This window comes from Streptomyces abikoensis, assembly GCF_014648775.1.
In the GTDB taxonomy this organism is placed as follows: domain Bacteria; phylum Actinomycetota; class Actinomycetes; order Streptomycetales; family Streptomycetaceae; genus Streptomyces; species Streptomyces abikoensis.
The window spans coordinates 1,485,299-1,497,544 of the sequence record NZ_BMRT01000001.1 but is presented as its reverse complement, the minus strand read 5'-3'; the positions used below and the strand labels follow the sequence as shown (position 1 = coordinate 1,497,544).

Here is a 12,246-nt window from a genome sequence, read left to right as displayed (position 1 = left end):
GCCCAGCCCACCGCGAGGTGTCCGGCGGTGCCGAACCGCCCCGGCCGCGCCAGCCGGGTCAGTCCTGCTTCTTCCGCCGCGTCCCGAAAACGATCTCGTCCCAGCTCGGCACCGCCGCCCGCCGCCCGGGGCGGACGCCGTCCGCCTCGGCCTGGCGGTCCGTCGTGCCGATCAGGCGTTCGCGGTGCCCCGCGACCGACCGTGGCATGAGCACATCCGCGTAGGCGGACCCGGCGCTGGCCGCCGGGGCCGGGGGCTCGACGAGCTCCGTCTCCTCGGCCGGCGCGTCGGACGGGGGCGGGGGGACCGCGCCGACGGCCGGGGGCGTCGACGGCGGCTCGGGTACGACCATGTCGCCCCGGAAGCTCGGGACGGCCTCCAGCAGGCTGGTCAGCGAGTCGCGGTCGCGCTCCTTGGGCGCGGGAGCGTCCTCCGCCGGCGCGTCGCCGGAGGGTGCCTCCGCGTCCGGGCCGGCGGGCTGCTGCCGGTCCCGGTCGAGGGAACGGTCCAGCGGCCGGTCACGCGGCAGCCGGGCGATGCGCGGCACGAACGGGAAGGTCGGCTCGGGCGTGTCGTCGGTCTCGCCGATGAGCGCCCGCGCCTCGTCGTCCAGCGCCTGAACGATCCGGCGCGGCGGATCGTAGGTCCAGCTGGCCGCGCGCGGTTCGCCGGCGGCGCGGTAGACCAGCAGGACCTCCCACGTGCCGTCGTCGCGGCGCCAGGAGTCCCACTGGGCGGTGTCCTTCTCGGCGCCGCGCAGCAGCATGCGCTCCGCGACGGCCTCGCCGAGCGGTGGGCCGCTGTTCTCGCCGGGGCGGCGCACGGGTGTCTTGCGGGCGCGCTCCGCCATGAAGGCGCGCTCGGCGAGCACGGGGCCCTCGAAGCGGCGTACGCGCTCCACGGGGATGCCCGCGAGCTGGGCGACCTCCTCCGCCGAGGCACCGGCCCGGATGCGGGCCTGGATGTCGCGGGGCCGGAGGTGGCTCTCCACCTCGATCTCGATCTGGCCGAGGCGTGCGCGGTCGTTGCGCACGGCGGCGCGGAGCCGCTCGTCGATGGGAAGCGTGTACTCCGTGCTGTCCGCAGACTTGAGCACCAGCCGTGTGCCGTCGTTGGAGACTGCCACGACACGCAGTTCGGGCATGGGGACCTCCCGGGTGGTGCCTGCCGACGTCACCTGCGTCGCTGCTTCCGCTAGTCGAGTGTGGCCTGCCCGGGTAGCAGCCTGCCACAACATTGCCGAGTTGACGGGGCGAGAGCCGCCCGGGCCCCTCCCGACGGGTCCGGTGGTTTCCGGGCAGCCGAACGGGATATTGGGGCCAGGGCTCGCCACAGTACTCCATTCGGGCCAGCGGGCGTGGATCGGCGCGCCAGCGAAGTTCTCGTGCGGCAAGGGAGTTGGAATGCGCCCCTTGCGGGGGGCGCGTCCGGGCCCGGTTCCCGTGGGTGGCGAGGTTCACATAATCGCCCGATTCGGAACTGTTCGTTAGGCTCGAATGTCTCTTCTGGCTATAAGAGGGACCGAAGGGAACAACAGAGGCTGGAGATGGACGACAAAGCCGAAACTGAGGCAAAAGCCAAGGGCAGGCGTCTGGAGCTGAGCGTCGCACAAGTGGCCGGTAGTGCGCTGGCGGCGGTCGTGGCGGCCATGCTGGCGGGCCGGCTCGGGGTGTACGGCACGGTGCTCGGTGCCGGTGTCGTCAGTGTCGTGGCCACGACGGGTGGCACAGTCTTCCAGCACCTGTTCAAACGTACGGGTGAGCAGATACGCGACGCGGCGACCCCGTCGGAGCCCCGGCTCCGCCAGGTCCCGGTGCGCGACGCGTCCCGTGCGGTGGGCCGGGCACGCTCGGCCGACCTGGAGCGCACCCAGCTGCTCGGGCGGATCGACGCGGCGGACCCGCCACCGGGGACCGAGGACCGTACGCAACTGCTGCACCAGGTGTCACATCCCGGTGCGAACCCGGCGCAATCCGAGGCGTACGCCGGTGCGTACACCGGCGCGCATGACGACGCGTACATCCACGCCTCCTCCGGCGAGTTCTCGGAGGAATTCTCGAAGGGCACGACCCACGGCACCCGGCTGCGCGGCCGGAAGCGCCCGCTGCTGGCGGCCGCCGCCGTCTTCGCCCTGGCCATGGGCACGGTGACGGCGGTGGAGCTCGTCTCCGGTTCCAGCGCGGACGGTGACAAGGGCGGGACGACCGTCAGCCGGATCTTCCAGCCGGACAGGAGCGAGAAGAAGCAGGACGAGGACCAGGCCCCGCCGCAGACCCCGGACCCCGGCCGCTCGCACGACGGCAACGGGACGGACGCGGGCGACAGCGGCTCGACCCCCTCCCCGGGCGCGTCGCAGCAGGGCGGCGGCACGGGCGGCAAGAACACCCCCACCCCCACGCCGACCCCGTCCTCCGGCGGCGGCACGCCGAAGCCGACCCCGACGCCGGACTCCGGCACGTCGCCGGACGCGGGCAAGGGCGGGACCGGTGGCCAGGGCTCCGGCGGCACGGGCGGCCAGTCCCCCTCGCCGCAGCCCGGCCAGAACGCGGCGGCCGGCACGAGCACCGGCACCACCGGCACGGGCACGGTCTCGTAGGACGGGCCGGGCCTGTAGGACAGACCGGGCGACACGACGCGGACACCACGGGCGCCGGGCGGCGGACCTCCCACGAGGAGGCCGCGCCCGGCGCCCGTGCCGTCACCGGCCCAGGACCCGCGTCAGGTAGGGGTTGCCGAAGACACGGTCGGGATCCAGCCGGTCCCGCACCGCAGCGAACTCCGCGAAGCGCGGATAGACCTCGGCCAGATATGCGGCGTCACGGCCGTGGAGCTTGCCCCAGTGCGGCCGTCCCCCGTGGGCCGTCATGATCTGCTCGACGGCCGTGAAATACGCCTGGTGCGGTGTGCCCCTGTACATGTGTACGGCGATATAGGCCGTATCCCGGCCCGAAGCGGTGGACAGCGGGATGTCGTCGGCCGGGGCCGTCCGCACCTCCACGGGGAAGCTCACCCGCAGCCGCCGCCGCTCGATCATCGTCCGCAGCTCCCGCAGGGCCGCCATCGCCGCCTCACGCGGCAGCGCGTACTCCATCTCCAGGAAGCGCACCCGGCGGGGGCTGGTGAAGACCTTGTAGGGAATGTCGGTGTACGTACGGGCGGACAGGGCCCGGGCGGAGAGCCGGGCGATCCCGGGGACCGTCCCGGGGACGGCCCGGCCCAGCGCGCAGACGGCGCCGAAGAGCCCGTTCGACAGCAGTTCGTCCTGCACCCAGGCGGCGGCCCGGCCGGGCGGGTCCGCCGGGCCCGCGCCGCGGTTGTTCCGCTTGGTGACGCAGCGGTCGGTGTGCGGGAACCAGTAGAACTCGAAGTGCTCGTTCTCCGCGACGAGCGCGTCGAAGCCGGACGTCACCGCGCCGAAGGACATCGGCTCCTCACGCGCGGTGAGCAGGAACTCCGGCTCGACCCGGAAGGTGATCGCGGTGAGCACGCCCAGCGCGCCGAGGCCCACCCGCGCCGCGGCGAACACCTCGGGGTTCTCCCGCGCCGAGCAGGTCAGCACCGAACCGTCGGCGGTCACCAGCTCCAACCCGGCGATCTGGGCGGCGATCGCGCCCGAGTCACGGCCGGTGCCGTGGGTGCCGGTGCTGACGGCCCCGGAGACCGTCTGCTCCATGATGTCGCCCATGTTCGTCAGGGACAGGCCCCGGGCGGAGAGCTCCTCATTGAGCCGACGGAGCGTCATGCCGGCGCCGACCGTCACGGTCCCGGCGTCCCGGTCGACCGAACGGATGCCGGTCAGGCCCTCCGGGCGTATCAGCAGACCGTCGGTGGCCGCCGCGGCGGTGAAGGAGTGGCCGCTGCCGACCGCCTTCACCTTCAGGCCGTCGGAAGCGGCCCGGACGACCGCCGCGGACAGCTCCTCCGCGGTCCTCGGGGCCACCCTGCGCACGGGCCGGGCGGTGACGTTCCCCGCCCAGTTGCGCCATAAGCCGTCGTCATGCCTCCTGGTGGCGCTGTTCCGCCAGGTGCTGTCCGTCCTTGCCGTCGCCCCCATGGGCGCGCACCCCCACCCGCTCCGGCGCCGGCCGCAGCCGGCGGTACCCGAGGAACGCGCCGACGGCCGCGAGCAGTCCCGCCGCGCCGGACACCGCGTACCCCGCCCGGGCCCCGGCCGCGTCCACCACCCAGCCGGCGGCCGACGAGCCGAGCGCCACGCCGACCGCCAGCCCGGTGCTCGTCCAGGTCATGCCCTCGGTCAGCTTCGCGCGCGGTACGTGCTGCTCGACGAGGGCCATCGTGGTCACCATCGTCGGCGCGATGGCCAGGCCCGCGACAAAGAGCGCCACGGCCAGGAACGGCAGGTTCCCGACCAGTTGGAGGGGGATCATACTCACGGCCATCGCACACACGCCCAGAACCCAGCGGCGGGCGGCGTCGCCCCGCAGGTGGAGGAGGCCGAAGACCGCGCCGGCGATGCCGGAGCCCAGCGCGTACACCGCGAGCACCAGGCTGGAGGCGGCCTTGTGGCCCTGGTCCTCGGCGAAGGCCACGGTGACGACGTCGATGGAGCCGAACAGGGCGCCGGTGGCCGCGAAGACCACCACCAGCACCTGGAGCCCCGGCGAGCCCAGCGCGGAGCCCGCCGTCTGGTCCGTCCGGGGATGCGGCTTCGGCTCGGTGGCCCGCTGCGCGGTCAGCCACACGACGCCGATCGCCAGGAAGCAGGCCGCCAGCAGCGGGCCCGCCTCGGGGAACCAGCTCGTGGACAGGCCGATCGACAGGATCGGCCCGATGATGAAGACCACCTCGTCGATGACGGACTCGGCCGAGTACGCCGTGTGCAGCTCGCGCGGCGAGCCGTGGAAGAGCGCCGCCCACCGGGCCCGCACCATCGACCCCACGCTCGGCACGCAGCCCGCGCCCGCCGCGAAGACGAACAGCGTCCACTCGGGCCAGCGCTGCTGCGCGCTCACCAGCAGCCCCGCGACGGCCGTCAGCGCGAGGGCCGTCGCCGGGCGGAGTACGCGCCGCTGCCCGTGCCGGTCGACCAGCCGGGAGACCTGCGGTCCCAGGACGGCGGCGGAGAGCGCCAGGGTCGCCGATACGGCGCCCGCCAGCCCGTACCGGCCGGTCAGCTGGGAGATCATGGTGACGACGCCGATGCCGAGCATCGACAGGGGCAGCCTGCCGACGAGGCCCGCCGCGGCGAAGCCCTTGGTGCCGGGTGCGGCGAATATCGCGCGGTAGGGACTGGACAAGGACGGCTCCCGGGAGGGTCGGCACTGGGGACGGGTAGAGGGTGCCGTAAGGGACGTAGGTGGCCGATACAGCTTACGTCCGGATGTTCGTGCGACGCACCGCCATTTCCCGGCTGTCAGTGGCGGGTGGCAGGATCGGAGGCATGTCGGATCAGCCATCCCACGCCCCCTACGACGCCCTGCTGTTGCTCTCCTTCGGCGGGCCCGAGGGGCCGGACGACGTCGTCCCGTTCCTGGAGAACGTCACCCGCGGCCGGGGCATCCCCCGCGAGCGGCTCAAGGAGGTCGGGCAGCACTACTTCCTCTTCGGCGGCGTCAGCCCGATCAACGAGCAGAACCGCGCACTGCTGAGCGCCCTCCGCGAGGACTTCGCGGCGCAGGGCGTCGACCTCCCCGTCTACTGGGGCAACCGCAACTGGGCGCCGTACCTGACCGACACCCTGCGGCAGATCGTGGCCGACGGCCACCGCCGCGTACTGACCCTCACCACCAGCGCCTACGCCTCCTACTCCGGCTGCCGGCAGTACCGGGAGAACCTCGCCGACGCGCTGGCCGCGCTGGAGGCCGAGGGCCTGCCCCTGCCGCGCGTCGACAAGCTGCGGCACTACTTCAACCACCCCGGCTTCGTCACGCCCATGGCCGAGGCGACGCTGGCCGCGCTCGGCCGGCTGCCCGAGGAGGTCCGGGCCGGCGCCCACCTGGCCTTCACCACCCACTCCATCCCCACGGCCGCCGCCGACACCTCCGGCCCGGCCGAGGGCCACGGCGACGGCGGCGCCTACGTCGCCGAACACCTCGACGTGGCCCGGCTCGTCGTGGAGGCGGTGCGGAAGGAGACCGGCGTCGAGGACCGCCCCTGGCGCCTGGTCTACCAGTCGCGCAGCGGCGCCCCGCACATCCCCTGGCTCGAACCCGACATCTGCGACCACCTGGAGGCGGTGCGTGCCGAGGGCGCGCCGGCCGTCGTCATGGTGCCCATCGGCTTCGTCTCGGACCACATGGAGGTCAAGTACGACCTCGACACCGAGGCCGCCGCCAAGGCCGCCGAGCTGGGCCTGCCCGTGGCCCGGGCCGCCACCGTCGGCGCCGACCCGCGCTTCGCCGCCGCCGTCCGCGAGCTGGTGCTGGAGCGTGCGGCGACCGAGCGGGGCGAGCGGCCCGAGCGCTGCGCGCTGGGCTCGCTCGGCCCCTCCCACGACCTCTGCCCCGTCGGCTGCTGCCCGGCGCGGGCCCCGCGCCCGGCCGCCGCCGGTGCCGACAGCCCGTACGCGTAAGGAGCCGCCGACCGTGACCGATGCGCTTGACGCCCTCGATGCCCCCGATGCCCTCAAGGACGAACTCCTGGCCGTGGCCCTGGAGGCCGCCGACCGGGCCGGCGCGCTGCTGCGCGACGGCCGGCCCGCCGATCTCGGCGTGGCCGCCACCAAGACCAGCCCCATCGACGTCGTCACCGAGATGGACATCGCCGCCGAGAAGCTGATCACCGGCTTCCTCGCGGAGCGCCGCCCGCACGACGGGCTGCTGGGGGAGGAGGGCGCCAGCACCGAGGGCACCAGCGGGGTGCGCTGGGTGATCGACCCCATCGACGGCACGGTCAACTACCTGTACGGGCTGCCGTCGTGGGCCGTGTCGATAGCGGCCGAGATCGACGGCGAGGCGGTCGTGGGCGTCGTCGCGGCGCCGATGCGCGGTGAGACGTACCGCGCCGTACGCGGGCAGGGCGCCTTCGAGGGGGAGCGGCGGCTGCGCTGCCGGCCCGCGCCCGTCTTCTCCCAGGCCCTCATCGGCACGGGCTTCGGCTATCTGACGGCCCGGCGCGCCGCCCAGGCGGAGGTGGTCCGCGCGCTCCTGCCGGAGGTGCGGGACATCCGGCGCGGGGGATCGGCGGCGATCGACCTGTGCGACGTGGCCTGCGGCCGGCTCGACGGGTACTACGAGCGGGGGCTCAATCCCTGGGACTACGCGGCGGGCGCCCTCATCGCCCACGAGTCCGGCGCCCTCACGGGCGGCCGCCGCCCCGAGGACCCGGCCTCGGGCGAGCTGACGATCGCGGCGGCGCCGGGGCTCTTCGAGCCGCTCCAGGCCCGGCTGGAGGAGCTGGGGGCCTGGCACGACTAGCCCTGCGGGCGGCTTCCGGCTTCCGGCTTGCGGTGGGGGTGCGGGTCGTTCGGCACCGCCGGGCTCCCACGCGGTGGCCGGCCGCCGTCGCGGCGGCGGAGAGGCCCCGGCCCCACCCTTTCACCGTTTCCCGGGGCTGCCGCCCCGGCCCCCGGCGGGCAGGCCCGAGGGCTTCGCCCCGCCGGCACGCAGGCGCCCCCGGCACGGACCGAAGCCGTGCCGGGGGCGCTCCGCGCTGTGCGGATCAGACCTGCACGCCGTGCTCCGCCGCCAGGCGGTGAAGCTCGTCGAGCTCCGACTGTTCGACGTCGGCGAGGTAGTCGTCGCCCGTACGTCGGGCGTGGTCGAGGTCGGACCGGGTCGTCTCTATGCGCTGCAGAATGCCAGCGGTGAACGCGTCCATGGTGCTGCGCCCCCTCGTCGTGGGTTGGCGGCACGGGGGTGTGCCACGGCGAAAACGATCACTGCGTGGAGTACCCGCGTACGCGGAGGCGTACGGAGAAGCGTGATCGCGGGTGTGCAGACGTCTTCCCCACCCCGGTCCGGGCGGAAACCTTCGGCCGCCGAAGAATCCGGAATCCTTCCCCCAGCAGTCCGCCGGGCACCCCTTACAGCCGGTTTACCGACATCCGAGGCAGGATGGAGGAACCCATCAGGGGTCATCACGCCTGCCCACACGGGCCAAGAGGAAGGAAAAGCGCCGTGCGCGTACTCGTCGTCGAGGACGAGCAGCTGCTCGCAGACGCCGTCGCCACCGGACTGCGCCGGGAGGCCATGGCCGTCGACGTCGTGTACGACGGAGCCGCCGCCCTCGAACGCGTCGCCGTCAATGACTACGACGTCATCGTGCTCGACCGCGACCTGCCGCTCGTCCACGGCGACGACGTCTGCCGCAAGGTCGTCGAGCTCGGCATCCCCACCCGGGTCCTGATGCTGACCGCCTCCGGCGACGTCAGCGACCGCGTGGCCGGCCTGGAGCTCGGCGCCGACGACTACCTTCCCAAGCCCTTCGCGTTCAGCGAGCTCACCGCGCGCGTCCGGGCGCTGGGCCGACGGACGACCGTCGCCCTGCCGCCCGTGCTGGAGCGGGCCGGCATCAAGCTGGACCCCAACCGCCGCGAGGTGTTCCGCGACGGCCGCGAGGTGCAGCTGGCGCCCAAGGAGTTCGCCGTCCTGGAGGTCCTCATGCGCAGTGAGGGTGCTGTGGTCTCGGCCGAGCAGCTGCTGGAGAAGGCCTGGGACGAGAACACCGACCCCTTCACCAACGTGGTCCGGGTCACCGTGATGACCCTGCGCCGCAAGCTCGGCGAGCCCCCGGTGATCGTCACCGTCCCGGGCTCCGGATACCGGATCTGAGCCGCGATGTCCCAGACCCCCGCCACCCCCACGCCCCCGCCGCCCCCCGCCCCTCCGGCGGGCGGGCCGGGCCCGGCGGCCACGCCGCCCCCCAAGCCCACCTGGGACCCGCGCCAGCCGGTCGTACGGCCCTTCCCCTGGCTGCGCCCGACCATCCGGATACGCCTCACCCTGCTCTACGGCGGGATGTTCCTGATGGCCGGCGTCCTGCTGCTGACGATCATCTATCTGCTGGCCGCCAACGCCCTGGAGGTCGGCAGCGAGCCGCTGATCAAGCTGGTCGACGGCAGCCAGGTCCAGGTGACCCGTAACACCTGCCCCGCGCTGAAGAGCCCGGGCCTCAACGCCGAGCAGGCGAACAGCATCCTCAACGGCTGCATGGTCGACCAGCGGGCGGCGGCCCTGGGCTCCCTGCTGCGCCGTTCCCTCCTCGCCCTCCTCGGCCTCGCCGTGATCGCCTTCGCCTTCGGCTACGCCATGGCCGGCCGGGTCCTCTCCCCGCTGGGCAAGATCACGCGGACCGCCCGCCGGGTGGCCGGCACGGATCTGAGCCGGCGGATCGAGCTGGGCGGCCCGGACGACGAGCTCAAGGAGCTGTCGGACACCTTCGACGAGATGCTGGACCGGCTGGAGCGCGCCTTCACCGCCCAGCAGCGCTTCGTCGCCAACGCCTCGCACGAGCTGCGCACCCCGCTGGCGATCAACCGCACCCTGCTGGAGGTCAGCCTGTCCGACCCCGGCGCCTCCCCGGAGCTCCAGCAGCTGGGCAAGACGCTGCTGGCCACCAACGAGCGCAGCGAGCAGCTCGTGGAGGGCCTGCTGCTGCTCGCCCGCAGCGACAACGAGATCGTGGACCGCAAGCCCGTGGACCTCGCCGAGGTGGCCTCCCAGGCCCTCGACCAGGCGCGCGGGGAGGCCCAGACCAAGGGCGTGGAGCTGCGCGGCACCCGGCAGCCCGCGGTCGTCCAGGGCAACGGCGTGCTGCTGGAGCGGATCGCGCTGAACCTCGTGCAGAACGCGGTGCGCTACAACATCCCGGACGGCTGGGTGGAGGTCACGACCCAGGCCCTGCCGGGCCAGGCCGTGCTGATCGTGGAGAACACCGGCCCGGTCGTCCCGGCCTACGAGGTGGACAACATCTTCGAGCCCTTCCGCCGGCTGCGCACGGAGCGTACCGGCAGCGACAAGGGCGTCGGCCTGGGGCTGTCCATCGTGCGCTCGGTGGCGCGGGCGCACGGCGGGCGGATCACCGCCGAGCCCCGTGAGGGAGGTGGCCTGGTCATGCGGGTCGTCCTGCCCACCTGACCGGTGCCGACCCGGGCGGCACCCGGGCCGGGAAGTCTGCGAGAATAGGGCGTCGCGGGTTCGCTTTGGGCGGAATTCATCCGGTCCGCCCGGCATCGCGGCCGTGTGTGATCGGTCACATACGCAGACTTCCGGCCATCTACTCTCCGTGACCGGTGGCCCCGGGGGAACGCCTGAAAAATGGGGGTTTCCGGGGGTCCTGATCACGGGAAGTACACGGAATGGCATGGCCGTACACGGCATTTCGACCGTGTACGGTCCCCATCGGCACCCGTCCCGATCACCTCTTCAGGTGTGCGGTTGGGTGTCGATTGAGTAACAGACCTTGATGTGAGGCAAAATCTCCGCCTCGGGTCGGGCACAAGTCCGGCCTCTCACGCGTTACGTGCGCTGGAGATACCGCAGACACCCAGAGGGGGAGAGCGACATGGCAACGGACTACGACACCCCACGCAAGACCGACGACGACGTCGACAGTGACAGCCTTGAAGAACTGAAGTCCCGGCGGAACGACAAGTCCTCGTCGACGGTCGACGTCGACGACTTCGAGGCCGCCGAGGGCATGGAGCTGCCCGGCGCCGACCTTTCCAACGAGGAGCTGGCCGTCCGGGTCCTGCCCAAGCAGGCCGACGAGTTCACGTGCATGAGCTGCTTCCTCGTGCACCACCGCAGCCAGCTCGCCGGGGAGAAGAACGGCCAGCCGATCTGCCGCGACTGCGAGTGAGGCAGGGTCTGCCATGGCAGGCTCGAACCCGTTCCGGAAGCGGCGCTCCCAGCGGCCCGGGCTGACCTCCGGGCCCGTCGAGGACGTCCCTGGCGGCGCGGTCGAGGCGGGTGTCGGCCCGACCACCGAGCGAGGCCGCATGGCCTCGCTCGCCGCCGTCGTCGGCCAGGAGGCCGCCGTGCGGCTGCGCAAGGGCGGCCGGGGCGCCCGGGCGGGCCTCACCGCCGTCGCGGACCGGATCATCGCGAACGCTCCACGCATCCCGGTGCGTGATCTCGCGACCCTTCGCGCGCAGTTCCCCGGCCTCGGGCCGGAGGAGCTCGCGGACAAACTGGTGGCCGGAGCCGCCTACGGCACCTCCACGGTGGGCGCGGGCATCGGGGCGGCGGCCATGCTGCCCGTGCCGCCCGCCATGCCCGCGGAGCTGGCGGCCGAAGTCATCGGCGTCGCCGCCGTGGAGTACAAGCTCATCGCCGAGCTGCACGAGGTGTACGGCGTCCGGGCCCCCGGCAACGGGCGCCAGCGGGCCCTGGCCTACCTGGGCGCCTGGGCCGACGAGCGTGGCATCGACGTCACGTCCCCCTTGACCGTCAACGCCGCGCTCGGCGGCCAGCTCCGCCGCGAGCTGCGCCAGCGGGTGCTGAAGCGCACCTTCCGCAACCTCCCCAACCTCACGCCGTTCATGATCGGCGCGACCGTCGGCGCGGTGATGAACCGCCGGGACACCAAACGGCTCGCGGAGAAGGTCCGCAAGGACCTGCGCGCCCGGCAGACCTCCTGGGACGAGCTCGCGGGCACGCCCTCGGAGCCGCCGGACGAGGGCCTGGGGCTGGCCTGAGACGCCGCGAGGGCCGACCGGGCCCGACCCGGAAGCCCGCACGGGCCTCCCAGAGGCCCGTGTGGCCCTTGTGGGTGACCGCCTGGGCCCCGGGATCCCCGAGGCCGGGTTCCGGGACCACCGGCCCGACCTGAAGCCCGTACGGCCCCGACCAGGCCCCTACGGCCTCCCCGCAAAGCCCCTACGGCCTCGACTAAGCCCGTACGGCCTCGACCGCGGCGGCCAGTCGCTCCGGGTAACGCGTGGAGAGGTAGACGTACGGAGTCGGGTCCGCCGGGTCGGTGACCTCGATCCGCACGGCCGTGGGCACATAGCCGCGCAGCAGCATGAACGCGCGGGTGTCCGCCTTGTGGGTGCGCCAGGCGCGGGCCTCCTCGGCGTCCAGCACCTCCGGCACCCCCAGCGCCGTGACGGGGATCTTGGCGTCGCCCGCCACCAGCGCGCCGCCGACCACCCGGATCCGCGCGGAGCCGTACGAGCTGACCGCCATCGCGGACAGCGCCGAGCCGCCGATCAGCCCGCCCAGCATCGGCAGGGTGCCCAGCGGCAGCAGGATCAGCGCCATGGCGACGCCGGCCAGGACCGCGATGACCCACCAGGATCGGGGCGCGGTCAGGCGTTCTTCGTAAGGCTGCATGCGCACAAGC

The 12,246-nt window shown here is 73.4% G+C and carries 12 protein-coding genes; 7 read left to right on the top strand and 5 right to left on the bottom strand.

The window, feature by feature from the left end:
• Nucleotides 1–58: 58 nt before the first annotated feature.
• Complete coding sequence (sepH, locus tag IE096_RS06510) at nucleotides 59–1,177, bottom strand: septation protein SepH (RefSeq protein WP_189449241.1); 1,119 nt, start codon at nucleotides 1,175–1,177, stop codon at nucleotides 59–61.
• Between the two features lie 435 nt (nucleotides 1,178–1,612).
• Between sepH and IE096_RS06505 the strand changes: the two genes are divergently transcribed.
• Entirely contained in the window at nucleotides 1,613–2,596 is a 984-nt protein-coding gene (locus tag IE096_RS06505; protein WP_189449240.1) for a hypothetical protein, read from the top strand.
• 102 nt (nucleotides 2,597–2,698) lie between these two features.
• Here the strand turns inward: IE096_RS06505 and IE096_RS06500 are convergent, their stop codons facing one another.
• Together IE096_RS06500 and IE096_RS06495 are read right to left on the bottom strand one after the other, a co-directional pair.
• Complete coding sequence (locus IE096_RS06500) at nucleotides 2,699–4,054, bottom strand: D-arabinono-1,4-lactone oxidase (protein WP_189449239.1); 1,356 nt, start codon at nucleotides 4,052–4,054, stop codon at nucleotides 2,699–2,701.
• Nucleotides 3,996–5,258 (bottom strand): MFS transporter, encoded by a 1,263-nt coding sequence (locus tag IE096_RS06495; protein WP_189449237.1) that lies wholly within the window; start codon nucleotides 5,256–5,258, stop codon nucleotides 3,996–3,998. The genes IE096_RS06500 and IE096_RS06495 overlap by 59 nt, the downstream gene beginning before the upstream one ends.
• Nucleotides 5,259–5,401: 143 nt before the next feature.
• Here IE096_RS06495 and IE096_RS06490 point away from each other — a divergent pair, with 143 nt between their 5' ends.
• A complete protein-coding gene (locus IE096_RS06490) occupies nucleotides 5,402–6,532 on the top strand; it encodes a ferrochelatase (protein WP_189449235.1) in 1,131 nt (376 codons plus the stop codon).
• A 13-nt stretch (nucleotides 6,533–6,545) separates the two neighbouring features.
• A complete protein-coding gene (locus IE096_RS06485; RefSeq protein ID WP_189449233.1) occupies nucleotides 6,546–7,376 on the top strand; it encodes an inositol monophosphatase family protein in 831 nt (276 codons plus the stop codon).
• Nucleotides 7,377–7,620: 244 nt separating this feature from the next.
• Here the strand turns inward: IE096_RS06485 and IE096_RS06480 are convergent, their stop codons facing one another.
• Nucleotides 7,621–7,779 (bottom strand): hypothetical protein, encoded by a 159-nt coding sequence (locus IE096_RS06480; RefSeq protein ID WP_189449231.1) that lies wholly within the window; start codon nucleotides 7,777–7,779, stop codon nucleotides 7,621–7,623.
• Between the two features lie 299 nt (nucleotides 7,780–8,078).
• On the opposite strand from IE096_RS06480, the gene IE096_RS06475 reads away from it, so the two are divergent.
• The 4 genes from IE096_RS06475 to IE096_RS06460 all read left to right on the top strand — a co-directional run bounded on the left by IE096_RS06475 (nucleotide 8,079) and on the right by IE096_RS06460 (nucleotide 11,599).
• Complete coding sequence (locus IE096_RS06475; RefSeq protein ID WP_189449229.1) at nucleotides 8,079–8,732, top strand: response regulator transcription factor; 654 nt, start codon at nucleotides 8,079–8,081, stop codon at nucleotides 8,730–8,732.
• A gap of 6 nt (nucleotides 8,733–8,738) precedes the next feature.
• Nucleotides 8,739–10,037, top strand: coding sequence for a sensor histidine kinase (locus IE096_RS06470; protein ID WP_189449227.1), 1,299 nt, complete (start codon nucleotides 8,739–8,741; stop codon nucleotides 10,035–10,037).
• A gap of 427 nt (nucleotides 10,038–10,464) precedes the next feature.
• Nucleotides 10,465–10,761, top strand: a complete 297-nt coding sequence (locus IE096_RS06465) for a DUF4193 domain-containing protein (protein ID WP_126916461.1) — start codon at nucleotides 10,465–10,467, stop codon at nucleotides 10,759–10,761.
• Between the two features lie 13 nt (nucleotides 10,762–10,774).
• Nucleotides 10,775–11,599 carry a hypothetical protein gene (locus tag IE096_RS06460; protein WP_189449224.1) on the top strand — a complete coding sequence of 275 codons (825 nt, stop codon included), beginning with the start codon at nucleotides 10,775–10,777 and terminating at the stop codon, nucleotides 11,597–11,599.
• Nucleotides 11,600–11,792: 193 nt separating this feature from the next.
• On the opposite strand, the gene IE096_RS06455 is transcribed toward IE096_RS06460, so the two are convergent.
• Complete coding sequence (locus IE096_RS06455) at nucleotides 11,793–12,236, bottom strand: DUF3093 domain-containing protein (RefSeq protein ID WP_189449222.1); 444 nt, start codon at nucleotides 12,234–12,236, stop codon at nucleotides 11,793–11,795.
• Between the last annotated feature and the right edge of the window lie 10 nt (nucleotides 12,237–12,246).

Bases quoted from the DNA above. Each gene is read 5' to 3' on its own strand.
- IE096_RS06500 (WP_189449239.1), bottom strand. From the start codon at position 4,054: ATGGGGGCGACGGCAAGGACGGACAGCACCTGGCGGAACAGCGCCACC.
- IE096_RS06490 (WP_189449235.1), top strand. From the start codon at position 5,402: ATGTCGGATCAGCCATCCCACGCCCCCTACGACGCCCTGCTGTTGCTC.
- IE096_RS06480 (WP_189449231.1), bottom strand. From the start codon at position 7,779: ATGGACGCGTTCACCGCTGGCATTCTGCAGCGCATAGAGACGACCCGG.
- IE096_RS06470 (WP_189449227.1), top strand. From the start codon at position 8,739: ATGTCCCAGACCCCCGCCACCCCCACGCCCCCGCCGCCCCCCGCCCCT.
- IE096_RS06465 (WP_126916461.1), top strand. From the start codon at position 10,465: ATGGCAACGGACTACGACACCCCACGCAAGACCGACGACGACGTCGAC.
- IE096_RS06460 (WP_189449224.1), top strand. From the start codon at position 10,775: ATGGCAGGCTCGAACCCGTTCCGGAAGCGGCGCTCCCAGCGGCCCGGG.
- IE096_RS06455 (WP_189449222.1), bottom strand. From the start codon at position 12,236: ATGCAGCCTTACGAAGAACGCCTGACCGCGCCCCGATCCTGGTGGGTC.